Here is a 24481-nt window from a genome sequence, read left to right on the forward strand (position 1 = left end):
AGCCGGCCACCAACCGGCCGTCGGTCTTTATTATTTCTCCTGTTCTATACCTCCATCCAACTCATGCGTACTCTTCTGCTGACTATCCTCGCCACGGGCCTGCTGGCCGCCTGCACGCCTACCGCCCCCGACGTATCGCCCGAAAAAACCGGCACCCCGCCGGCCGACGATGCCCGGCTGTTTGGCCGCACGTGGCTTAACTCGCATGAGGCCCGCCCCAACGAAACGCCCACGTACCGCCCCGAAAGCTATACCTGGGCCACGCCGCCCCAGCGCTACAACATGCCCACTGAAGGCGGCGACGGGTTCCGGTTCGATGCCGACGGCAAAGGGGTTTATATAGCGCCCGGTATCGGCCCCGGCCCTACCACCCACCCCATCACCTGGCAGCGCGCCGAGCCCGGCAAGTCGGTTTTCCGCCTTCACGTAACCGACAATTCGCGGCCCGATATGCAGGTGGAAATCGTGAGTGTGGACGCCGACCGCCTTACGGCCCGCTACCTGCCCTAGCCGGCGGTGCCAGTTGCCAACGGCGTAGCGGTTCGGTTGCCCCCACTGGTGGGCAGCCGGGCCGTTTTGCGTTATGTTTGCGCCGAAATAAACCTGCTTTCTATATGAACTACTGGCTTGTTAAATCGGAACCGGCGGCGTACTCCTGGGCTGACTTTGTGCGCGAGGGCGGCACCGACTGGACCGGCGTCCGCAATTTCCAGGCCCGCAACTTCCTGCGCCAGATGCAGCCCGGCGACCCGGTCCTGTTCTACCACAGCGTAACCGACAAGCAGGTAGTGGGCATTGCCGAAGTAGCTGCTCCCGCCGCGCCCGATGCCACCGCCCCCTCCGGCACCGACTGGGTGGCCGTACGCCTGGTGCCCCGCCAGCCCCTGGCCGCGCCCGTGTCGCTGGCCCGCATCAAGCAGGATGAGCGCCTGGGCCAGATTGCCCTGCTGCGCCAGTCGCGCCTGTCGGTGATGCCGCTGAAGGCTGAGGAGTTCGATGTGCTGCTGGAGCTGGGAGCCGGGCCGATGTAAGCGCCTACTTAGCGGAACCGGAAGGCGGGTTTGTGCATTTTCCCGGGCTTCGGTATGGAATACGGCCGGCAACGGCATCATTTGAGGGCCAACCGGGTTAGGCATAGCACTGGCTTCTGTGTATCTTACCCTTGCTCCTCTCCTCTGAAAGCCCGGTGGTTCCCGCTATGAAACATACGCTCCTGCTTTTTTGCCTGCTGATTGTTGCGCCAGGCCTGTGGGCGCAGAAATCCAAAGCCCCCCGCCCTCCGGTAGAGCCGCTGCAGGAGCGGCGCACCGAGCTGCCGCTGGAGTTTTCCAATAGCGAGGTGCAGGTACAGCCCCTGGCCGAAGACAGCAGCCTAGTGCTGCTCGTGGAGCACGATGTGCGGCTAACGAGCCAGCCCGGCTATTACTTTCAGAAGCTTGACTACCAGCTGCAGCCTGCCCCGGCCCGGCCGCTGGAGGTACCGCGAGGGTACGAGTTTGAGCGTATCTGCGCCGAGGGCACCGATGTGTACGCCCTGTTCAGCGGCGTGGCCGAGGGTACGCTTTGGGTGGCTGCCCTGGATACACGCACCGGCGAGCTGGCTACCGGCGAGTTCAAAACCAAGAAAGCCCGCCAGATTCATAATCTCACTGCCCTCGATGGCAACCTGTTTGTAACGGTGGAAGTGGAACAGCACCTGACGGTACTGCTGCTGAACTTGCTTACGGCCCAGTTTCAGTTTCTGCCCTCCGTGTACGAGCCGCTGCCGGCCCGCTTCACGCTGCTGGCCGACTCGGCCACCCAACGGGCCGAGCTGATTCTGAGCGAAACCAACGGGTTTAAGTCGCGGCTGCAGCTTAAGCAGCTCGATCAGCAGGGCCAGCTCATCCGCTCCGAGTTTGTGCAGGCCGGCTCCGAGCGCGGCCTACTCGATGCCCAGCTCAGCTCGGGCGACAGCGCGGCCCGGGTGCTGGCCGGTACCTACACGTTGCGCGATTCGCGCTACTCCCAGGGCCTGTTTGCGGCCGACCTGACGGCCGGCACCACGCCTACCGGCCAGCGCCGCTCGCTGCGCTTTTACGACTTCCTCAACTTCAAGCACTTCTTCGATTTTATGAAGCCGGCGAAAGTAGAACGGCTGCGCCAGCGCCAGGCCCGCCTGCGCGACGAGGCCCGCCAGCCGCGCCACCGCTACCAGTTGCTTATGCACGATATGCTACCCACTGCCGAGGGGTTTGTGCTGGTGGCCGAGGTGTATTATGCCCGCTATAATAGCGGCTACAGTGGCTATGGCCTGCCCGGCGGCATTGGCTACGGAGGTCTGCCCTATGGCACCGGTGCCGGAGGCTTCGGCTACCCCTCGCGCTACAACAGCTTCTATACCAACCGCCGGCCAGCCAATGGGTACCACTTCAGCCACGCCGTAGTCTGCGGTTTCGACCGCCAGGGCAACTTACTATGGGACAACTCCTTCCTGCTCGACGAGGTAAACCGAACTCAGCTGGAGGAAACCGTTGCCGTACGGCCCCTGAACGATGGCAAGCTGGTACTGGCCTACATGAAAGATGACAAGCTCTACTACAAGCTGGTAAATCGCACAGCGCCTTCACCCAACGACTGGCAGGTGCGCCTGCGCACTGCCCCGGCAGCCCCCACAAGCACCGAAAGCCCCAGTAAGCGGGAAGAGAAAACCATCAGCACCTATCAGGAGCACCTGTTGCCCTGGTATGGCCACCATTTTCTGGCCGTTGGCTACCAAAGCGTCCGCGCCGAAAGCGGGGCCATGCGGGAAGTATTTTTTCTCAACGACCTGGCATTTTAGCCAGCCAAATCTCCCCTTTTACCGGAGTAAAGCGCAGAAGCGTCGGCCAAAAAGCACCTTGTATAAGGTGCTTTTTGGCCGACGCTTCTGCGCTTTACCTTGGCTGCCAGATAACGAAGCTGTTTAGGAAGTACCTGGAATCAATCAGAACGTCATGCTGAGCTTTTCGAAGCATCTCTACCGCTTCGCTGAGCGACTGTAACGAAACGGTAGAGATGCTCCGGCTGCGCGGACGCCAGATGAAGCATGATGTCCTTTTAACTTTCTAATCAGCTTAAACTGTTTGGAAAGCCAGTCGCTACTTTTTAGAAGCCACCGCTGGCTACATTGGGCAGCACTTTGGTCAGTTCAGCCACCTGGGCGCGGGTGAAACTACCGCTGATGGCCATGAGCACAAACGAGCCGGTATTTTTCTCACCACCCACTGCTACCAGCTCCGTCACCCGGTCGTTTTGCTCGCGCACCGAGTAGCGCATTTGGTTGGGCATGTCGGGGTTGGCATCGGCGATGGGCAGGGCAGTGTACCGCTCGCTGGCCAGCAGGCCCGCTACCTCCTTATCGAGACCTTCTACTACCAACTGCTGGGCGCTATTGCTGGTAGGCGTGAAGGTGAGAATTTTAGCGCTCCGGATGGAGGTGAGGGCCTGGCTCAAATCATTGTTACCGCCAAGCTTTCCGAGGCGGCCCAGCAGAAAACGGGTACCCAGGCCGGCATTCCAGTCGGTGGCCTTAAAACCGGAGCGGTTTTCATACTTATTGAAGAACTCGGCAACCGTACGGGCTGGCGTGCCAGGGCCACTGGCCCGGCAACCTGCCAGCCACAACAGGGCAAAGGCCAGCAGTAAAGGAGCGAAACGAACTTTCATAAGCATCTGACTTAATAAGGAAGTGGAAAACGATAGGGTGTTGCTGCTTTACGCAATAGCCGGACGGCCGTTGGGGCAACGAGGCGACAAAGTGCAGAAGCCACAGCAACAAAAAAGCGGCGTACCCAATGGGCACGCCGCTTTTTTACGTTGCTTTCGCAGCCTTATGGCTGGGGAGCATTCGGAATGAAGAATTCAAACTTGAACTCTACCCGACGGTTCTGCGACATGTTGGTGGCCGAAGTGTTCGGAGCAGCAGGCTCCGACTCACCTTTACCTTCCGTCACGATGCGAGCGGGGTCGAGGGCTTTGCCAGTGAAGTAACGCTTCACCGAACCGGCACGACGCTCCGACAGACCCTGGTTGTACTCATCGGTACCGCGCGAGTCGGCGTGGCCGATTACCCGGATGCTGTACTCGGGGTTGTCCTTGAGGGCCTGTACCATCTTATCGAGGGTACCGTACGAGGTGCGCTTGATAACCGTGCTGTTCGTCTCGAAGCGAATTGGCTGCTCCAGCTTGCGCAGGGCGGGGTTCACTTCCATTGGGCAGCCGTTGGCATCAACGCGGGTGCCGGCCGGGGTGTTGGCGCACTTGTCCATGTTATCGGGTACACCGTCGCCGTCAGCGTCCAGTACCAATGGGCAGCCGGTAGCATCTACCTGGGTGCCAGCCGGGGTGTCGGGGCACTTGTCGTTTTTATCGGCTACGCCGTCACCGTCGGCATCTGGGCAACCGCGCAGGGCGGGCAGGCCAGCCTGGTCGGGGCACTCGTCGTCCTTGTCAGCTACACCGTCGTTGTCCTTGTCGGGGCAGCCCATCATGGCAGCCGTACCGGCTTCGGTCGGGCACTGGTCCTGGTAATCCGGAACACCGTCCTTGTCGCCGTCGAGCGGGCAACCGTTCTCATCCACGGCTACGCCAGCTGGCGTATCGGGGCACTTGTCTTTGCGGTCAGATACGCCGTCACCGTCGGTATCCTTGGCTTTGCCCAGGTTGAAGCTCAGGCCCAGCTTGTGCTGCAGGTACCGGTCGTTGAGCTTGCCAACGTTGGTAATGCCGTCAATCTGGTCAGTGAGTGGGTAGTGCTGGCCGGTTTGAATGAACAGGCCCACCGTCTCCGAGAAGTTGAACTTGATACCGGCGGCAGCCGAAATATCAAACGCGTATACGTCCGAGTTGCCTACAATCCGGTCGTTGATATCATACAGGTCGGGGCTGGCGAAGAATACGCCGGGCTGTACCACCAGGTAAGGCGCGATGAACGCATCTTCCTTCAGGGCCCAGCCATTGTTGAGCTTCAGCTTGATTGGAATACCTACGTTCACCACGTTAGCATCGAAGCGCCGGATGGGGTAGTAAGTGTTCTTCGGGTAATCAGCCGAGAACTTCATGTCGCCGTAGCTCAAGTCCAGACCAATGTCGAGGCCCGGAGCAATGTAGCGGCTCACTGTTACACCTAGTCCGTACTCTACTTTGTTGCTTTTGAACCACTCCGACCCGAGGTCGCCGTGGTACTGCAGCCAGTTGTAGTACACGCTGATGTTGGTCTTACGGTCCGATGTCTGCGCTTGCGCATCGGGGGCCAACGACAACATCGCAAGACCACAGGCCGCAATGGAGGTTAGGATTTTTTTCATAAGAAAAGAGGTTTGAAAAGGCAAAGGTATCGTTTCCATCCATTGAACCGCACCGGCGGCTTCGCGCCTTACTATGCTGCCTATACCTGTCAGCTTAAAATTAGGTTGCTCTAATATGTCTTTAATTTCGCAAACCCTCTGGTCTAACAGGGTGCTATTGCACACCGTATCAGGCACATCGCGCCCAATTTATCGGTCTGCAGGCGGCACAATTTCCTGGTCACTCTCTTCGGTTTCCAATCCTGGATAGGCGGCCGAAAAAAAAACTTAAGCCCGTCGATTTATGGGCACAAAAAAGTCTGGCGGCCGCTTCCAAAGTTGGAAACGGCCGCCAGACCAAGGCGTGTTCAGAAAGTATGGTGCTCAGCTTACCGGAGTAGCGCTGTGCCTTTGCCGGGCTTGCTACCGCAACGAAGCAGCCGGGTTGCCTTGCCTGGCTCAGCCTGACGGAAAAAGCCTTTCCCGTAAAGCTCCCATGCGTTCCAAAAGTGAAAACCAGCCGTTTAGCGTCGCATGAGCCGCTCGATGTCGTCGGCTTCGAGCGGGATATTCTTCATCAGGTCGTCGTTGCCGGTTTTGGTGATGAGAATGTCGTTTTCGAGGCGGATGCCCAGGCCCTCGGCCGGAATGTAGATGCCCGGCTCGCAGGTGTACACCATGCCCGGCTCGAAGGTGCGGTACTTGAAGCCCACGTCGTGCACATCGAGGCCCAGGTAATGGCTGGTACCGTGCATGAAATACTGCTTGTAGAGCGGCGCGGCCGGGTCCTGGTTCTTCACGTCGGAGGCGTTGAGCAGGTCGAGCTTGATGAGCTCCTTCTCCATCTCGGCGCCCACGGCGGCGTGGTATTCCTCGATGTTGCCACCGGCCACGAGCCGGGCCGTAGCAAACTTCATTACGTGCAGTACCGCCTCATACACGGCGCGCTGGCGCTTGGTAAACGTGCCGCTGATGGGGATGGAGCGCGACATATCGGCCGCGTAGTTGGCGTACTCGGCCCCAAAGTCGAGCAGCATCACGTCGCCGGCCTGGCACTCGCGGTCGTTGCTGACGTAGTGCAGGATGCAGGCGCTGGGCCCCGAGGCGATAATAGAGCCGTAGGCTGGCCCGCGCGAGCCGCTACGCAGGAACTCGTGGAAGATTTCGGCTTCTACTTCGTATTCCATCACGCCGGGCTTCACGAAACCCAGCAGGCGGCGGAAAGCGGCCTCCGTGAGGTCGGCGGCCTTTTGCATAAGCCGGATTTCCTCGGGGCTCTTGATGGCTCGCAGCTGATCGACGAGCCGGGAAGCGCGGCGGTAATGGTGCAGCGGATAAGCGGCCTGCAGCTGCTTGGTGAAGCGGGCGTTGCGGGTTTCCACCGCCACTACGGCCCGGATGTGCTCGTTGCTGGGCAGATACACGTTGTCGGCCTCCGCCATCAGGGCCGGCAGCACCGTTTCGAACGAGTCGAGCCACATGATGGTGCGCACGCCGGTTTGGTCGCGGGCCTGCTCCTTGGTCAGCTTGTAGCCTTCCCAGATGAGAATTTGGGGGCTGGTTTCTTTGAGAAACAGGATTTCGCGGTGCTGCGGCAGGGTGGCATCAGGAAAGATAACAAGGATGCTTTCTTCCTGATCAACGCCGCTCAGGTAGAACAAGTCGTTGTTCTGGCGGAACGCCATGGTGCCGTCGGCGTTGGTGGGCATGATGTCGTTGGCCTGGAAGATGGCCAGCGAGGCAGGCGGCAGCAGCTCGCGGAAGCGGCGGCGGTTTTCGGTGAACAAATCGGGCGAAATAGAGCCGTAGCGCATAGTAGCGGGGATGAGGTAGAACAGGTAAAGGTCGCCGAAGCGGCCGGGCCAAGTTAGGTAGATTACGGCTCGGGACCCCTAAACGATGTAGGGGCGGGGCTTGCCCCCGCCCGCCGCCAGCACGAAACCCGCCTGGATTCAGACAACTTCCCGCCGCAAGCGCAATACTGCACGGATTCGGGCAACGGCCTCGTTCAAAGGCGGGCGGGGACAAGCCCCGCCCCTACGGCACGCGTATCTTTGCCGGCTCACTCGCCCCGCCATGCCCGCCATTTTACTTATTCAAACCGCCTTTATCGGCGACGTGATTCTGGCCACGGCCCTGCTGGAATACCTGCACCGCACCGAACCCGGCACACCGGTTGACTTTCTGGTGCGCCGGGGCAACGAGGGGCTATTACGAGGCCACCCGCACGTGCGGGAGGTGCTGGTATGGGATAAAAACCAGGACAAGTACCGCGGGCTGCTGGGGCTGCTGGGCCAGATCCGGCGTACCAATTACGGCCGCGTCGTCACGCTGCAGCGTTTCGCCAGTACCGGCCTGCTCACGGCTTTTTCGGGCGCCCCCGAGCGGGTAGGTTTCGACAAGAACCCGCTGGCCCGGTTTTTCACGCGCACCGCGCCGCACGTTATCGAGGCCGGGGTGCACGAGGTGACGCGCAACCTGCGCCTGCTGGCCCCCGAGTACCAGGGCCCCGTGGTGCCGCCCCGCCTCTACCCTTCCACCGATGATGAGCAGGAGGCGGCCGAAGCTGTGGCGGCAGCCGGCGGCGGGCCGTATATCTGCATCGCGCCAACCTCGGTGTGGTTTACCAAGCAGTTTCCGGAGGCGCAGTGGGGGAAGCTGCTGGCCGCGCTGCCGCCCGAGTACACCGTGTTCCTGCTCGGCGGCCCGCCCGATACGGCCGCCTGCCAGCGGCTGCTGGAACAAAGCGGCCGGCCGGGGCTCGTGAATCTGTCGGGCCGCCTTTCGCTACTAGCCTCGGCGGCGCTGATGCGCGGGGCCGTACTCAATTACGTGAACGACTCGGCGCCCATGCACCTGTGCTCGGCCGTGGGTGCGCCAGTATGCGCGGTGTACTGCTCCACGGTGCCGGCCTTCGGGTTCGGGCCGCTGAGTCCGTTTTCGCGCATCGTGGAAGTTGAGGAGGTGCTGCCCTGCCGCCCCTGCGGCCTGCACGGCCACGCCACCTGCCCGCTGGGCCACTTCCGCTGCGCCCACGACATAAGGACGGAGCAGCTGTTAGCGGTGCTGGGGGAAGCTTAAGGGTAGATGGTGGAGGCTTGAGAGAGGTTGTCATGCTAAGCGAAGCGGAGTCGAAGCATCTCTACCGCTTCGTTGCAGTCTTCGGGGTTAGCATGGCAGTAGAGATGCTTCGCCTCCGCTGCGCTTCGCTCAGCATGACAACCTCACTCACACATTCACTGCTCGTATCTTTGCAACCTACCGCGCGCTGGTGTGGTTATACCGGGCGGGGTCGGCAGATGGCTGGCGCTAAAAGCCGGGTTTCTGAATCCCCCAAGTCCCCTATATCTTCCGAAATGACTGATTACGACCTGTACGAGTTGCCCAACGGAATTCGGGTGCTGCATAAGCAGGTTCCGCACACTAAAATTGCCCACTGCGGGTTTCTGCTCGACATTGGCTCGCGCGACGAGAAGCCGCACCAGCTCGGGCTGGCGCACTTCTGGGAGCACATGGCCTTCAAGGGCACGCATAAGCGCAAGAGCTTCCATATCCTCAACCGCCTCGAAACCGTAGGCGGCGAGCTGAACGCCTATACTACTAAGGAGAAAATCTGCTTTTACGCCTCGTTGCTGAGCACACACTTCGAGCGGGCCTTCGAGCTACTGACCGACCTGACGTTCAACTCGGTGTTTCCTGAAAAGGAGATTGAAAAGGAGCGCGGCGTGATTCTGGAGGAAATGGCCATGTACCACGACGCGCCCGAAGACGCCATCATCGACGACTTCGACGACGTGGTATTTGCCCGCCACACGCTGGGCCACAACATCCTGGGTACCCGCGAAAGCGTGTCGGGCTTCCAACAGGCCGATTTCCACCAGTTTCTGGCCGACAACGTGCGCACCGACCGGGTGGTGTTCAGCTCGGTGAGCAACCTGCCCTTTAAGGAGGTGAAACGCCTGGCCGACAAGTACCTGGCGCCGCTGCCGGCCCGGCTCGGGGCGCGGCCCCGGCTGGCGTTCAGCGGCTACCAGCGCCTGGAGCGACTGGAGCGCAAGCCCATCACGCAGGCCCATTGCCTCATCGGTGGGCCGGCCTACGCCCTGCACGACGAGCGGCGGATTCCGTTTTTCCTGCTCAGCAACCTGCTTGGTGGCCCCGGCATGAACTCGCGCCTCAACCTGGGCGTGCGCGAAAAGTACGGCCTCGTGTATACCATCGACGCCACTTACTCGCCCTACACCGACACGGGCCTGTTTGGTATCTACTTCGGTACCGAGAAAAAGCAGGTGAACCGCACGGTAGCCCTGGTGCAGAAGGAGCTCAAGCGCCTGCGCGAGCAAGCCCTAGGAACCTCGCAGCTGCACACGGCCAAGGAGCAGCTGATGGGCCAGCTGGCCATGGCCGAGGAAAGCAACAGCGGCCTGATGCAGCTGCTGGCCAAAAGCACCCTCGACCTGGGCCGCGTGGAAGCCATCAACGAAATATTTGACCGCATCCGCCGCATCACGGCCCCTGAGCTGCTGGAGATGTCAAACGAACTCCTCACCGACGAGAACCTGAGCGTACTGCAGTACGTGCCGGAGTAATAGCGCCTATGCCCCGTTCCAATCCCATATCACTTGGGGCTTTGCCTAATATTGCACCGGGGCACGAATTTATGAACCGCCGGGAAGTGCAGGCGGCCGGCCTGCACCGTGACTGGATCAAAGGAATTTCGGCGCTGAATGGATTTCCCGCCGAGGCCATTGTGCTGTCGGGTGGGTATGAGGACGACTGGGACGCAGGCGGGACTATTCTGTACACTGGAGAAGGCGGCAACCTGGCTGGCCGCCAGGTTGCCGACCAGACGCTGACGGGCGGCAATTTGGCCCTGCACCGTAGCTTCGAGCAACAAACTCCGGTTCGGGTTATCCGTCAGATTCGACCCGCCAAAGCCCGTTCCTCGTGGTATTACGCATATGCCGGGCTGTATAAGATTGAGCGATGCTCCTTTGAGCGAGGTCGTTCCGGATTTATGATCTGGCGGTTTCTCCTAGAGCAATGCCTGACCGATCCACTGGCAAAGCCTGCTGGCTTCGAGGTACAGGAGCCTGTTGCCATGTACCAGCCGGCTCCGCGGGTTACCGTCAGCAGTAGCCGCCTGGTGCGTGATACGAGCCTGATGCAACGAGTGAAGCAGCTGTATGACTTTCACTGCCAGGTGTGCCTACAACGGCTTGCCAATCCGGTTCGCCCTTATGCTGAAGCCGCCCATTTACAGCCTCTAGGTGCCCCGCATCATGGCCCCGATACCCTGGACAACCTGTTGTGCCTGTGCCCCAATCATCATGTTCTGCTTGATATGGGAGCCTGGAGTCTGGACGATCATTTTCAGCTGAAAGGTATTTCGGGCACTTTGCAAATCCGTCCGTCCCATTGCCTCAGCGTAGAATGGGCGCGCTACCACCGGCGCACTATTTACCAACCAGCTTAATGTACTCCCCCGACGACGCCCAATGCTACGCCGACGACCACACCAGCCCCGAAAGCGCGCTGCTGGCTGGCCTCAACCGCGAAACGCACGTGCAGGTGCTACACGCCCGTATGCTGTCGGGCCATGCGCAGGGGCGGCTTTTGAGCATGCTCAGCCATATGGTGCGGCCGCGGCGAGTGCTGGAGCTCGGCACGTTTACCGGCTACTCGGCCCTGTGCCTGGCCGAGGGATTGGCCCCTGATGGACTTTTGCACACCGTCGAGCAGAACCCCGAGCTGGCGGGCCGCATCCAGCGTTACGTGGCCGAGGCGGGCTTGCAGGACCGGGTTCAGCTGCACATCGGCGACGCCCGGCAGGTGGTGCCCACGCTGGCCGAAACCTGGGATTTGGTGTTCATCGATGCCGACAAAATCAACAACGACACGTATTACGAGTTGGTGCTGCCCCAGGTGCGGCCGGGCGGCTTTCTGCTGATTGACAACGTGCTCTGGAATGGCAAGGTGCTGCCCGGCTACCCCGTGAAGCCTGCCGACAAGGACACCCACGCCGTACGGGCCTTCAATGCCAAAGTGCAGGCCGACGCGCGGGTGGAAAACGTGCTACTGCCTCTGCGCGACGGGCTACTGCTGGTCCGCAAGCTGTAACTAAACGCTGTAGAGGCGGGGCTCAACTTCACTGTCCTTCGGTTGTCACCGCCCCTACGCTATTCGAAAAGAAATATGCGCCATCGTTAAACGTCCGCAAATTTCTGGTGTCTATGCTGGCTAACGCCTACCTATCCCGCCAGATGACGCTACGTTTCCTGCTTGCCCTGCTCCTGTTTACACTGCTGCTAACCACAGCCCACGCCCAGACCACCGTGAGCGGGCGGGTGCTCGATGCCCAGGACCAGTCGGTGCTGCCGGGAGCCAATGTGGTGCTGCTGCAGCTACCCGATTCGGTGCGGCGCGGCGCGGCCGTGGAGCCCGACGGCACGTTTACGGTAGGGAGTGTGCCGGCGGGACGCTACCGGCTCACGGTTTCGTTTTTGGGTTATCAGGACTTGCAGCGCACCGTGCAGGTGGGCACCACGCAGCTGAACCTAGGCACCCTGACGCTGCAGACCGGGGGCATAACCCTGAAGGGTGTGGAAGTAGTAGGCCAGGCCGCCGCCGCCATCCAGAAGGGCGACACGGCCCAGTTTAATGCCGGCTCGTTTAAAACCAACCCCGACGCCAGTGCCGACGACCTGATTAAAAAGATGCCCGGCATTGTAGTGGACCCCACTACCGGCCGGGTACAGGCGCAGGGCGAGCAGGTGCAGCGCATATTGGTGGATGGCAAGGAGTTTTTCGGCAACGACCCCGACGCGGTGCTCAAGAACCTGCCGGCCGAGGTAATCGACAAGATTCAGGTGTACGACCGGGCCTCCGACCAGAGCCAGTTTACGGGCTTCGACGACGGTAACCAGCAGAAAACCATCAATATCATCACCAAGCCACAATTCCGCAACGGCAAGTTTGGCCGGGTAGTGGCCGGCTACGGGCCACTCGACGACCGCTACCGGGTGAGCGGCAACCTGAACAGCTTTCAGGGTAAGCGCCGGCTGAGCGTAGTGGCCCAGACCAATAACATCAACGAGCAGAATTTTGGGACCGATGACCTGCTGGGCGTGGTAGGCAATTCGGGCGGTGGCGGCCGGGGCGGGCGAGGCGGCCGGGGCGGCCGGGGCGGCGGCAACAGCGGCAATGCCAGCGACTTTCTGGTAAACCAGCAGGGCGGCATCAGCCAAACCCATGCAATAGGCCTGAACTACTCCGACGCCTGGGGCACCAAAACCGACGTGCAGGGCAGTTACTTCTTCAACCTGAGCGACAACACCAGCGCCACCAGCCTGCTGCGCCGCTACGTGCCCACCGCGGGCCAAACCCAGGATTTGCGCTACGCCGAAGACTCGCGCGCCAGCAGCCGCAACATCAACAACCGCTTCAACCTGCGCCTCGACCACAAATTCGACAGCATGAACTCGGTGCTATGGCGGCCCAGCTTCTCGATGCAGCGCAACACCGGCAACAGCCTGCTCGATGGCAATACGTTTCTGGCCAGCCCCGACGGCGGCACCAGCGCTACCACTCCCCAGGGGTCCAATACCAGCTCCTACCGCTCGGCCCTGACGGGTATCACGGGCAATAGCCGGCTGCTGTACCGGCATCGGTTTGCTAAGCGGGGCCGTACTTTTTCGGCGGGCCTCGACGCGGGCTACAACAACAACCGGGGCGACAATAACCTGCTGTCGAGCACCACCTTTTTTCGGCAGGATCAGCCGGTTACCAGCTCCCTCAACCAGTTTTCGGAACTGACTCAAACCGGCTGGAATTGGAGCGGTAGTCTCGACTATACCGAGCCGTTGGGCCAGAATGGAGCCATCCAGGTGGAATACGACGTGGATTACACGCCCAATAAATCGGATAAGCGAACCTTTGATTTTGTACCCGGCGAGCAGGAGTTCAGCCGCCTCAACGACACGCTCAGCTCGGTTTTCAAAAGCAACTACCTCACCAACGCGGGCGAGCTGAGCTACCGCTACCAGAACAAGGAGTTGCAATGGTCGGTAGGCGCCGAGCTGGAGCATGCCCGCCTGCAAAGCGACCAGGAGTTCCCGCGCCCCGGCAACACGCAGCGGACCTTCCTCAACCTGTTGCCCAATGCCCAGCTACGCTACAACTTCTCGAAGCAGCAGAATTTGCGCGTGAATTACCGCACCAGCACCAATGCGCCCTCGGTTACGCAATTGCAGGAAGTGGTGAATAACGCCAACCCGCTGCAGCTAACTACCGGCAACCCCAACCTGCGCCAGGAATCCCGCCAGAACCTGTTCGTGCGCTACTCGTCGGCGGTGCCCGAAAAGTCGCGCTCGTTCTTCGCATTCCTGGGCGGCAGCTACGTGAACAACTACATCACCAACAACACGATTTACGCCAGCGGCGAGCCGCTAACCGTGGACGGCATCGTGATTCCGGCCGGCGGCCAGCTAACCCGGCCCGTCAACCTGAACCAGCAGTACTCGGTGCGCAGCTTTGCCAACTACAGCCAGCCCCTGGCCCTGATTAAGTCGAACCTGAGTCTGAATGCCGGCGTGAACTACGCCCAGACGCCGGGCCTGGTGTTTGGCGAGCTGAACTACAACCGCACGCCCTCGGCTAGCCTGGGTGCCAGTCTAAGCAGCAACATCAGCCCCGAAGTAGACTTCACGCTCGCCTCGAACTCCAGCCAGAGCTGGGTGCGCAACAGCCTGCAGCCGCAGCTGAACAACCGCTTTTTCAGCCAGAACACCAGCCTGCGCCTGAGCTGGATTATCATCAAGGGCATCACGTTGAAGTCCGATGTCAACCACCGGCTGTACTCGGGCCTCGAAGCGGGTTTCAACCAGAACTTCGTACTCTGGAATGCCTCGTTGGGCAAGAAGCTGTTTGCCAATCAGCAGGGCGAAATTCAACTATTTGCCTTCGATTTGCTGGGCCAGAACAACAGCATTCAGCGCAATATTGCCGCCGCTTACACCGAGGATGTGCGCACCAACATTCTGCAGCGCTACTTCCTGCTGAGCTTCACCTACAACATCCGCAGCTTCGGCAGCGGCGCCGGCGCAGCCCCCGAGCGCGAAGGCCGCGACAGCAACGAAGGCCCGCGCCCCGGCGGTGGGCGGCCAGAAGGCGGTGGTGGCCGGCCCGGCGGGTTTTAGCACATTTTCCGAGCCCGTGCGTGGAATGTAGAGACGTGACCCTTCGCTTCTCATCGTTGTCCAGGCACCGTTCAACAACCTGCAACTTGCGCCGAGCTGCTCGTTTGGTTGCCCCTAAGCCGCTCGATGCAGGGAATGAAAAAGAAGAAGGGAAACCACCTGTTATCCTTTTTAGAGATAGAGCAGCCACAGCCTGACTATAAACTTGCAGCTGGTCGCCTCCCTTCTTTTCTGACAGGGAGTTAGGAAGTGAGGCATACATGAGGCCGGGCCAGGGGGCGAAACCGCTGATTTTTGCGCTATTTTGCGGGCCGACGAGGTGGGTCTGGCCCCTATTGCCGGCCGCTGTGCCTCTGGCTTGTTGCTTATGAAACGCGTTTACCTGCTGCTACTCTTACTGCTCCCGCTGTTGGGAGTGGCCCAAACCGTGCCCGTACCGGCCAACCTTTCGCTGGGCAGCCTGCGCCTGCGCCTTACGCCCGGCGGGCAGGCGGCCGTGCAGCAAAAGGTGGATGCGTTGCGCCGCCACCCGGCCTCGTTCCAGGCCAAGGTGGTGCTGGCCGATGCCTATTTCCCGCTCATCGACCGGGTATTTCAGCAGGAAGGTCTGCCACTGGATTTCCACTTCCTGGTGCTGCATGAAAGCGGCTTGCAGGGCAATGCCCAGAGCATCAGCGACGCCGTGGGCTACTGGCAGTTCAAGCGCGAAACGGCCCAGGATTTTGGGTTGCTGATAAACGAAGCCGTGGATGAGCGCAAGCATATTGTGGCCTCATCGAAGGCAGCGGCGCAGTACCTGCTGCGCAACAACAAAACGTTTCGCAACTGGGCCAACAGCCTGCTCAGCTACAACCTTGGCCTGACCGGAGCCAAGCCCTACGCGCTGCCCACCGATGTTGATGCCACCGAAGCGGAAATTACGGAGCGCACCCACCCCTACATCCTCACCTTCCTGGCCCATAAGGTAGCTTTCGAGCCGGCCCTGAACCTGAATCCGCGGCCGCCGCTGCTGTTCCAGGAGTTTCCGGCGCCGGCCGGGCAGCCGCTGGCCCTGCTGGCCACCAGCCTGCGCCAGAACCCCGAGGAGCTGGCCAAGCACAACCGCTGGCTGCTGGCCCCCACCGTGCCTACCGACCGCGTGTACACCGTGCTGGTGCCCATTTCCGACCCCGCCCAACTGACGCTGCTGGCGGCCCAGCAGAAGTCGGCCGCCGCCACCCAGCTGCTCAACCCGCCCACCCCCGACCCCGAAAACGCCGAACTGGTACGTGTAAACGGCCTGCGGGCGCTGATTGCGCTGCCCGGTGACACCAAAGAAAGCCTGGCCCGCCGCGGCAACCTCAAGCTCCGGCGCTTCCTCAAGTACAACGACCTGTTCGCCTTCGACCAGATTGTCCCCGGCCAGCCCTATTTTCTGCAGAAGAAGCGCGACAAAGGCGCCGTGGAATACCACGTAGCGCAGCCCGGCGAAAGCGTGCTGACAGTGTCGCAGAAGTACGGGCTGCGGGCCAGTGCTATCTGGCAGAAGAACCGCATGGCCCGCAACGAGGAGCTGCGCCCCGGCCGGGTGTTGTGGCTGCAGCACACGCGCCCCAAAACCACGCCCGTCGAGTTCGTGGATAGCCAGAACCGCGCCGCGCTGGCCGCCTTCGAGCAGCCCGTAACCAGCACGCCGGCCCCATTGCCGGCCGCTAAGAAGCGCGCCACCAACGACTCGGAACCCTACCGCGGCAGCACCGCCCGCGCCAGCCGAACACTGGAGGACGCCGTGGAAGATGCTTCGGTTACCGCTGAGGCCGACGCCCAGGTGGAAAGCGTGAATGAGCAGCCCGCTACTCCGGCTCCTATTCCTGCTCCAACTCTAACTTCCGTTCCCGTCACGCCAGCCGTTGCGCCGGCGCCCGCAATACCGGCTCCTGTTCCGGCTGCCACGCCGGCCTCGTCGCTGCCGCCGCGCCGGCCGCTGCCCGCCTCGCGCCCCGTCGCCGATGAACCCCGCGAACGGTCTTCGGCCGCCGCCACCACACCCACCGAGCCAGCGGCGTCGCGGCCTGCGCCGGCGCCGTCCCCTCGGCCTGCCACCCCAGCGCCGGCTGCCATGCCAAGCCCGGTAACTCCGGCGGCTCCGGCTGCTGCTCCCGCTCCTGTTGCCACTCCGGCTCCGGTTGTTAAGCCAACTCCTGCGCCGGTAACTCCGGCGGCTCCTGCTCCGGCCTCCTCGCCTGCGCCCGAGGCTGCTGCCGTAACTGCCGCTGGCCCGCCCACCATTGTAGAGCCGGTACCGGCCAGCGGCCTGCACACTGTGGAGCCCAAGGAAAACCTGTACTCGGTGGCCCGCCGCTTCAAGCTGCGCCCGGCCGATATTATTGCCTGGAATGAGCTGCCAGCCAACCCGTCGCTGAAAATCGGGCAGGTGCTGCGCGTGGCGGCTCCGACTGTTACTGCTGTACCGGACGCCACCCCCACCCCAGGCGCCCCAGCCGCTACACCAGCTTCGGCCGCGCCGGCCACCGCTACAATGCGCTACACGGTGCAGCCGGGCGAAACGCTCTACGCCATTTCGCGTCGCTATGGCGTTACCATCAAGCAGCTTATGGAGTGGAACGGCAAGCCCGATTTCGCCGTGAAGCCCGGCGAGGTGCTGGTGGTTACGCCCCCGGCGCAATAGCTTGATGAACCCCATAAGCAGAAAGCCCCACCGCTACGATTGGTAACGGTGGGGCTTTCTGCTTATAAATGCTCGGCAATAAACCGTATTTCTGTTAATAGCCTGATGCAAATCAGTTCTGGCTCCCCCTCCATTCCCAAGCCCCGCTGCCCAGCCAGCCCGAAGGACGGCCCGGCGACAGGGCGGGTGGTGGCTGGCTACTTCACGACGAACGTGAACGTGGCCTCTTGCTCGTAATTTACATTACCCACTGAGGGATTATTTTTCAGAGAAGTGGCAAAGCAATGTTGCTTGAACAGGTAGAAATTTGTGTTTCCCTCATTAATGTAATGATAAAAACCATCCAAAAACCCAATTCGCCTGCCCCCATTCGGTGCCGGATTCGTTAACAGATACGATAGGTCCGGGGTGGGGGTAGGTTTTGCAGAACTGCCACCCCATCCGTTCAAAAAGTTCAAACAAAACACACCTTGCTGCCGTGGCACCAAGCCAATGCGGAGTTTATACCCCTCATTGGCATACGCATAGTTGACCGGGCTAAACGTAGTGCCACGTCGCGTCAGGCTACCGGTTTTGTCCACGAAAAGAAACGACTCCGTCGCTGAAGGCTGATCCGCTAAGTCCTTATCGGGAAACGTTAATTCGCGTAGCCCTAGCAGCGTTTTGAACTCAAAATCACGGGGCGTTACTTTGTAAGTACTCCCACTGTTGAACTCGCGTAACTGGTCCGAAATGTCCGCCGTCAGCCAAAGCGTATCGCCTATCGAAATAGTATCGCGGGCCGTCATCTGAAAGGGTAGCTGAAAGATGAAGTCCGTGAACTCGTCCTCCGGCTTGGGCTCGCACCCGGCGAGCAGAAGCAATCCTAGCAGCAGATAGTAGTACTTCATAGTCAGCATATAAATTAAGAGTTGCACGCACGGACCTTGTAGATGTCGATTCTTCACTTTACTAAAAGGTTGCATGGCTCCGGGGCCAGGGGCAAAATTGATGCTGGCTAGCGACTTAAGGCAGCGGTCAGAAACCGAAGATACATTGGCTTTGGTGAGCCAGCTTAATCGTATGTAGCAGCCACGCGTACCGGCCTTTTATGCCCAATGGTGCCCAACCCCACTTTGGCCGCCGTACCTTTGCGGCCGCATGGCTCTTCCGCTTACCACTACGGCCCCCACGCCCCGCCCGCCCCGTGTGTACACGGCCGGCTTCTGGCTGATGTGCCTCTCGTCGCTCCTGTTTTTCATGAGCTTCAATATGCTGCTGCCCGAGCTGCCCGACTACCTCACCAGCCTGGGCGGCGGCGAGTACAAGGGCTACATCATTGCCCTGTTTACGCTCACGGCGGGCCTTTCGCGGCCCTTTTCGGGCAAGCTGGCCGACACGGTGGGGCGCATTCCGGTGATGGTGTTCGGCTCGCTGGTGTGCTTTATCTGCGGCTTCTTTTACCCGTTCACGGTTACGGTGGTGGGCTTTCTGGGGCTACGGCTGCTGCACGGCTTCAGCACCGGTTTCAAGCCCACCGGCACGGCCGCCTACATTGCCGACATCGTGCCGCTGGCTCGCCGGGGCGAGGCCATGGGCCTGCTGGGCGTGGCCGGCTCGCTGGGCATGGCCGCCGGCCCCACGCTGGGTTCGTGGCTGGCAGCCCACTTCACGCTCAACGTGCTGTTCTACTGCTCCTCGGGCCTGGCGCTGCTCAGCCTCATCGTGCAGGGTACCATGACCGAAACCCTGGCAGTGGCCCAGCGGCAGCGCTTCAGCTGGAAGCTGCTCAAAATTGAAAGCTGGCAGGAAGTATTTGAGCCCCGAGTGCTGGTACCGGCCGCGGCTACGCTGCTGTTCCTGCTGCCGTTCGGCGCTATTTTCACCGTCGTGCCCGACCAGAGCAGGGTGTTGGGTCTCACCGGCGAGAGCAAGGGTCTGTTTTACCTCTGCTACACGGCCGCCTCGCTGGTAGTACGCCTGCTGGCGGGCCGCGCCTCCGACCGCTACGGCCGGGTGCCGGTACTCATCGGCTCGTCGTTTGTCATTATCACTTCCCTGCTGATGCTGGCCTTGGCGCCTTCGGTAACGGGGTTTCTGGCCGGGGCCGTGCTGTTCGGGCTGGGAACGGGCCTCAACTCGCCCACCATTTATGCCTGGACCGTGGATTTGAGCCACCCTGAGCGGCGCGGCCGGGCCGTTTCCACGATGTACATGGCCCTGGAGGCCGGCATCGGCATCGGGGCGCTGCTGGCGGGCTGGATATTCAGCAACGAGCCCGCCCACCTGCCCTTCGTGCACCTGGCCAGCGCCGGTAGCGTGCTTTGCGGCCTGGTATTTCTGCTGGCCACGCGGCGGCGCGTGCCTGCTATACTAGAAGAAGCCGCCTGACCAGACAGATTGTGCCCCGCTTGTACTAATCCGTAAAACAGCATCTGTCGGCCCGCTGTACCGGGCGGGCCGGGTTGTTTGCAGGAGCGTGAGAATAAGTTTGCTTTGTGCGTTGTTCCTCTTCGAAATAAATAGGATATTTCGGTTCCGTTAGCATTTCACTACAGTTAGCGGGAACCGGATTAACCGGCTTTCAGCCCGTCTATTTTTTCGTTCTGTTGATGTATTTATCCCTATTATGCCGTGGGCTGCTCCTTATCGGGCTTGTCGGTGCGGCTCCCGCCCTGCTCCGGGCTCAGGAGGTGCCCCTGAAATTCGGAGAACTGGAGGTCCGCGAGGCTGCCGCACCGCGGCCGCTGCCCGACAGCGAAGGCCAGTTCATCTTGAGCGCCCTACCCCACGGCCCCGGCATGCCGAAGCAATTGGACCGCCCATAGTTCGACAAGACCCGCTCTTTGGCACGGGTCCCACTGTGTTTGAACACCCTGTACTTAACGCCTAGCAAAAGTCACCAAGCCCAACGGTGCACAACCAATACTGCTTGCCGCCAGGTCGCCTATGTAGCCGGAATGGCGGGTACCCTCCCCGGCCTGTTTTGAAAACTTTTCACGCTGATAATACACGCTTTCTATGATGCAAACTCTACTCGTACGGGCACTGCTGGTTGGCGTGCTCGCAGTTTCCACTGCCGGGCTGGCCCGCGCTCAGGAAGCGCCCATCAAGTTCGGTAAGATTGATGAGGCCGACCTGACCGACAAGCCCTTTGTGGCCGACAGTGCCGCTTCGGCCGTAGTACTATGCGACTTCGGCCGCTCGCGCTTCGAGTACGGCCCCAGAGGGTTTGTTGTGGTTTTCGAGCGGATACGGCGCGTAAAAATCCTGAAGAAATCGGGGTACGAATACGCCACCGGCCAGGTTTCGCTCTACCACGCCAACGGCCAGGAGGAGAAGTTAACGACGCTGAAGGGCTTCACCTACAACCTGGTGAATGGGCAGGTGGTCAAGGAAAAGCTCAACTCGGAATCCATTTTCAAGGAGGAGAAAACCACCAACATTACCATCCGCAAGTTCACGATGCCCAACGTACGGGTAGGCTCGGTGGTCGAGTACGCCTATACGATTGGCTCCGACTTTGCCTTTAACTTCCAGGACTGGACTTTTCAGGAGGATATTCCAATTCGCTGGAGCGAGTACCGGGCCTCTATTCCGGAGTATTTTGATTACCGGATGCTGATGCAGGGCTACGAACCGCTGGCCGTACAGGAACAGACCGAATCGACCGGGCAGTTCTCTGTCTCGTACAAGGGCGAAACGGTGGGCTCGGGCTTCAACACGACCCGTACGGAGGGTGGCTCCGAAATCCTGATGCCGCGCCAGACCAACCACCGCTGGGCCATGCAGAACGTGCCACCGCTGCGCGAGGAGCCCTACATGACCACAGCTAACGACTACGTGGCACGCATCGATTTTGAACTGGCGGGAGTGCGTATGCCCGGGCAGCCTTACCAGATGGTGGCGGGCAGCTGGGAGAAAATTGATTCGGAATTGCTCACCGACGATGAGTTCGGCACTCAGCTCAATAGGGCCAGCTTCCTCAAAGACCAGCTCACGCCCCTGCTGGCGGCAGCCGGCGCCGACCCGGCCGCTCGCATTGCCGCCGTGCACGGGCTGGTGCGCCGGAGCGTGAAGTACAATGGCCAGAGCCGCCTGATGGCCACGACCACCGTACGCAGGGCCTTCGACCAGAAAAGCGGCTCGTCGGCCGATGTGAACCTGCTGCTGATTGCCGCCCTGCGCGAAGCTGGTTTCGCAGCCAATCCACTCGTGCTTAGCACCCGCTCGCACGGCCGGCTGCAACCCGAAAGCCCGATGCTTAACCGCCTCAATTACGTGATGGCGCATGTGGCGCTACCCGATGGCCAGGAAGTACTGCTTGATGCGACCGACGAGCTGGCGCCCTACAACATGGTGCCCACCCGCTGCCTGAATGGCCAGGGCCGGCTGGTGCTGCCCGAAGCGCAGAAGTCGCGCTGGATTGACCTCAAGCCCAAAGACCGGCTGACTTCGTACCGCCAGGTAACCATGGCCCTGGACGAAAACGGCGGTCTGCGCGGCAGCGTACACCAAGAGCACGCCGGCTACCTGGCGCTGGCGCAGCGCGAGAAACTGCGCGAGCTGGGCGAGAAAAAATACGTGGCCGAACTGGGTGCCAGCCACGAGGGCTGGAGCATTCCCAAATACACGTTTAAGGGGCGCGATGAGCTGCACAAGCCCCTGATGCTGGAGTACGAGTTCGTGAGCAGCAGCGAAGCCAGCGCGCCGGTCGGCACCGTGTACCTGAACCCACTACGGGATTTTGGAATGGATAAAAACCCATTCCTGCACGAAAATCGTCGCTTCCCAGTCGATTTGGGCAGCCAGCTGGAAGAAACCGTACTGGTAAACCTAACGCTGCCCGCCGGATACGAGTTGGCCGAAATGCCGCAGGGCCTGGTAATGGAGCTGCCTGAAAAGGGCGGACGCTTTACTTACGGCGTGCAAAATGGCCCCACCGGTATACAGATAGTGAGCCGGTTGACTTTGAGCAAGCCAGTGTATTCGGCGGAAGAGTACGCTTACCTGCGCGCGTTTTTTGCCCGGCTCATGGCCAAGCAGGGCGAGCAGCTGGTCATCAAGAAGAAAGTGTAGCATGGGCTGTCAGTAAGGACGTCATGCTGAGCGCAGCCGAAGCATCTCTACCACTTCGTTGAATTACTACCACAACGGAGCGGTAGAGATGCTTCGGCTGCGCTCAGCATGACGGGCTTTTTTCGTTAATCACCTCCCCTATCTAATGCGTTTTATCCCGGCTTTCGCCCTGACCCTGCTATTCCCCCTGGCCACGCTGGCGGGGCCGGCCCCGAAATATGCGGTAGCCGAGCTCCCCGCCGCGCTGCGCGAAAACGCCCACGCCGTGGAGCGCCGCCACGACGAGCTGCTAACCGTGAAATCGGCGGCCCGGACGGTGGAAACGGTGATGCGGGCCACCACCATTCTCGATGAGGCCGGCAGCCGCTGGGCCTCCGAGCTGGTGTACTACAGCTCGCTCAACCGCATCAGCTACTTCCGGGGCGCGGTGTATGACGCCAGCGGCCGCCAGCTGCGGCAGCTGCGCACGCAGGATATCCGCGACATCAGCCTTTCCGACGGTTTCAGCCTGGCTACCGATGCCCGCGGCCGGGTGGCCGACCTCAGCCAGCCCACCTACCCGTACACCGTCGAGTTTGAGTACGAGGTGGTGTCGGACAACCCGCTGTTCTACTCGAACTGGAAGCCCCAGCCCGTTGAGCAGTTCAGTGTGCAGGAGGCCACGTTTAAGGTAGTAATGCCGGCCGGGCTGGCCCTGCGCTTCCAGGAGCAGCGGCTGCCCGCTGGCACAGCACTGGCCCAAACCACGGTGGCAGGCCAGCAGGTGTACGAGTGGCGGGTGCAGAACCTGGCGGCGCTGGATGAGGAAGCCGACGCGCCGCCGGTGTCGGAGCTGACGCCGGCCGTGTACACAGCACCCAGCGAGTTTGAGGTGCAGGGCCACGCCGGCAAGCTCAACAGCTGGGCCGACCTCAGCCGCTGGACCTACGAGCTGAACGCCAACCGCGCTACGCTGCCCCCGGCCCTGGTGGCCGGCATGCAGGCACTAGTAGCCGGCGAAACCAACGAGCGGGCCCGCATTCAGAAAGTGTACAAGTTTCTGCAGGCCAACACCCGCTACATTTCGGTGCAGCTGGGCCTTGGGGGCTGGCAAACGTTTCCGGCCGCCGACGTGGCTGCCAAGGGTTATGGCGACTGCAAAGCCCTGACCAATTATTGCCAGGCACTGCTGAGCGCGGCCGGCATTACGGCCCACGCCGCCCTGATAAAGGCCGGCTCCGACGAGCACGATATCCGCACCGACTTCCCCAGCTCGCAGTTCAACCACGTGGTGCTGTGCGTGCCCCTTTCGCAGGCCGCCAAAGCCGATACCGTGTGGTTGGAATGCACCGACCAGACCAACCCCTTCGGCTACATGGGCGGCTTTACGGGCAACCGCCACGCCCTGCTGCTGCTGCCCGAAGGTGGCCGGCTGGTGCCCACCCCCCGCTATGGGGCCGCCGAAAACTGCCGCCAGCGCCACGCCGACGTGTACCTCGACGCCAATGGCAACGCCACGGCCACGCTGCGCACCCTGCGCACCGGCCTCGAGTACGATGCCGTGGCCGGCCTGGCGGGGCTGGAGTTGAGCGAGCAGAAAAAGCGAGTGGGCAACCGGCTGGCCCTGGGCAATTTCACGCTCGATAGGGTGGCGTTCCGACCATTGCCGGCTTCGGCTCCGGTGCCGGGCCTGGTAGAAACGCTGGCCCTCACGCTGCCGGGCCTGGCCCCGCCCAGCGGTAAGCGCGTGTTTATTACACCCAACCTGCTCAGCCGCCTGGCAGCTCCCGCGCCGGCCGTGGGCGAGCGGCAGGCCGACATCTGGCTCGATTACGCTTTCAGCCAGCTTGATACCGTGCAGCTGCACCTGCCCGCCAGCCTGCAGCCCGAGCAGCTGCCCGCCCCGGTGCAGCTGACCACGCCCTTCGGCACCTACTCCAGCCAGCTGCTGGCCCTGCCCAATGGCAGCCTCCGCTACATCCGCCGCCTCGAAATGCCGCGCACCCGCTTCGCCCGCGCCGAGTACCCGGCCTACCTCGAGTTCCGCCGCAAAGTAAGCGCCGCCGACAAGGCCCAGCTGGTGCTGGTGAAAACGGATGCCTAAAAAGGCAGACTATTGTTCCCGGAAGGCTTGGCCGGTGAGCGTGGGCTGACGGCTGGTGTAAAATGGACTGGCCCTCAACGCGAAAGGGTTTGCCATTTTGATAATAAACCCGACAGCCTGCTGGCAAAACCTCTATCTTGAGGGCGCATTCCTTGCGACTATAAGGAAT

General features: G+C 61.3%; 16 protein-coding genes. 12 read left to right on the forward strand and 4 right to left on the reverse strand.

Annotated elements, in window-relative coordinates; all coding sequences use genetic code 11:
- The first annotated feature begins 63 nt into the window (after window positions 1-63).
- The 3 genes from HW554_RS14680 to HW554_RS14690 all read left to right on the forward strand — a co-directional run bounded on the left by HW554_RS14680 (window position 64) and on the right by HW554_RS14690 (window position 2821).
- Complete coding sequence (locus HW554_RS14680) at window positions 64-510, forward strand: hypothetical protein (protein WP_176909330.1); 447 nt, start codon at window positions 64-66, stop codon at window positions 508-510.
- Window positions 511-614: 104 nt separating this feature from the next.
- Window positions 615-1031, forward strand: a complete 417-nt coding sequence (locus HW554_RS14685) for an EVE domain-containing protein (RefSeq protein WP_176909331.1) — start codon at window positions 615-617, stop codon at window positions 1029-1031.
- A 167-nt stretch (window positions 1032-1198) separates the two neighbouring features.
- Complete coding sequence (locus HW554_RS14690) at window positions 1199-2821, forward strand: hypothetical protein (RefSeq protein WP_176909332.1); 1623 nt, start codon at window positions 1199-1201, stop codon at window positions 2819-2821.
- A gap of 305 nt (window positions 2822-3126) precedes the next feature.
- On the opposite strand, the gene HW554_RS14695 is transcribed toward HW554_RS14690, so the two are convergent.
- The 3 genes from HW554_RS14695 to HW554_RS14705 form a co-directional block, all read right to left on the reverse strand.
- Window positions 3127-3687 carry a DUF4252 domain-containing protein gene (locus HW554_RS14695; protein ID WP_176909333.1) on the reverse strand — a complete coding sequence of 187 codons (561 nt, stop codon included), beginning with the start codon at window positions 3685-3687 and terminating at the stop codon, window positions 3127-3129.
- Window positions 3688-3851: 164 nt separating this feature from the next.
- Window positions 3852-5327, reverse strand: coding sequence for an OmpA family protein (locus HW554_RS21010; RefSeq protein ID WP_176909334.1), 1476 nt, complete (start codon window positions 5325-5327; stop codon window positions 3852-3854).
- Window positions 5328-5830: 503 nt separating this feature from the next.
- Entirely contained in the window at window positions 5831-7120 is a 1290-nt protein-coding gene (locus tag HW554_RS14705; protein WP_176909335.1) for an aminopeptidase P N-terminal domain-containing protein, read from the reverse strand.
- Window positions 7121-7382: 262 nt separating this feature from the next.
- On the opposite strand from HW554_RS14705, the gene HW554_RS14710 reads away from it, so the two are divergent.
- The 6 genes from HW554_RS14710 to HW554_RS14735 all read left to right on the forward strand — a co-directional run bounded on the left by HW554_RS14710 (window position 7383) and on the right by HW554_RS14735 (window position 17171).
- Window positions 7383-8387, forward strand: a complete 1005-nt coding sequence (locus HW554_RS14710; RefSeq protein ID WP_176909336.1) for a glycosyltransferase family 9 protein — start codon at window positions 7383-7385, stop codon at window positions 8385-8387.
- Window positions 8388-8662: 275 nt separating this feature from the next.
- Window positions 8663-9895 carry a M16 family metallopeptidase gene (locus HW554_RS14715; RefSeq protein WP_176909337.1) on the forward strand — a complete coding sequence of 411 codons (1233 nt, stop codon included), beginning with the start codon at window positions 8663-8665 and terminating at the stop codon, window positions 9893-9895.
- An 8-nt stretch (window positions 9896-9903) separates the two neighbouring features.
- Window positions 9904-10782, forward strand: coding sequence for a YDG/SRA domain-containing protein (locus HW554_RS14720; protein ID WP_176909338.1), 879 nt, complete (start codon window positions 9904-9906; stop codon window positions 10780-10782).
- Window positions 10782-11426 (forward strand): O-methyltransferase, encoded by a 645-nt coding sequence (locus HW554_RS14725; protein WP_176909339.1) that lies wholly within the window; start codon window positions 10782-10784, stop codon window positions 11424-11426. Before HW554_RS14720 ends, HW554_RS14725 begins: the two co-directional genes overlap by 1 nt.
- A gap of 113 nt (window positions 11427-11539) precedes the next feature.
- Window positions 11540-14503 carry a TonB-dependent receptor gene (locus HW554_RS14730; protein ID WP_176909340.1) on the forward strand — a complete coding sequence of 988 codons (2964 nt, stop codon included), beginning with the start codon at window positions 11540-11542 and terminating at the stop codon, window positions 14501-14503.
- Between the two features lie 367 nt (window positions 14504-14870).
- Entirely contained in the window at window positions 14871-17171 is a 2301-nt protein-coding gene (locus HW554_RS14735; RefSeq protein ID WP_176909341.1) for a LysM peptidoglycan-binding domain-containing protein, read from the forward strand.
- A 197-nt stretch (window positions 17172-17368) separates the two neighbouring features.
- Here the strand turns inward: HW554_RS14735 and HW554_RS14740 are convergent, their stop codons facing one another.
- On the reverse strand, window positions 17369-18061 hold the full coding sequence (locus HW554_RS14740) for a hypothetical protein (RefSeq protein WP_176909342.1): 693 nt from the start codon (window positions 18059-18061) through the stop codon (window positions 17369-17371).
- 250 nt (window positions 18062-18311) lie between these two features.
- Here HW554_RS14740 and HW554_RS14745 point away from each other — a divergent pair, with 250 nt between their 5' ends.
- The 3 genes from HW554_RS14745 to HW554_RS14755 all read left to right on the forward strand — a co-directional run bounded on the left by HW554_RS14745 (window position 18312) and on the right by HW554_RS14755 (window position 24312).
- Window positions 18312-19541, forward strand: a complete 1230-nt coding sequence (locus tag HW554_RS14745) for an MFS transporter (RefSeq protein WP_218134734.1) — start codon at window positions 18312-18314, stop codon at window positions 19539-19541.
- Window positions 19542-20171: 630 nt separating this feature from the next.
- Window positions 20172-22229 (forward strand): DUF3857 domain-containing protein, encoded by a 2058-nt coding sequence (locus tag HW554_RS14750; RefSeq protein WP_176909343.1) that lies wholly within the window; start codon window positions 20172-20174, stop codon window positions 22227-22229.
- 145 nt (window positions 22230-22374) lie between these two features.
- A complete protein-coding gene (locus HW554_RS14755; protein ID WP_176909344.1) occupies window positions 22375-24312 on the forward strand; it encodes a DUF3857 domain-containing protein in 1938 nt (645 codons plus the stop codon).
- Window positions 24313-24481 lie beyond the last annotated feature (169 nt).

The organism is Hymenobacter lapidiphilus, assembly GCF_013377885.1.
In the GTDB taxonomy this organism is placed as follows: domain Bacteria; phylum Bacteroidota; class Bacteroidia; order Cytophagales; family Hymenobacteraceae; genus Hymenobacter; species Hymenobacter lapidiphilus.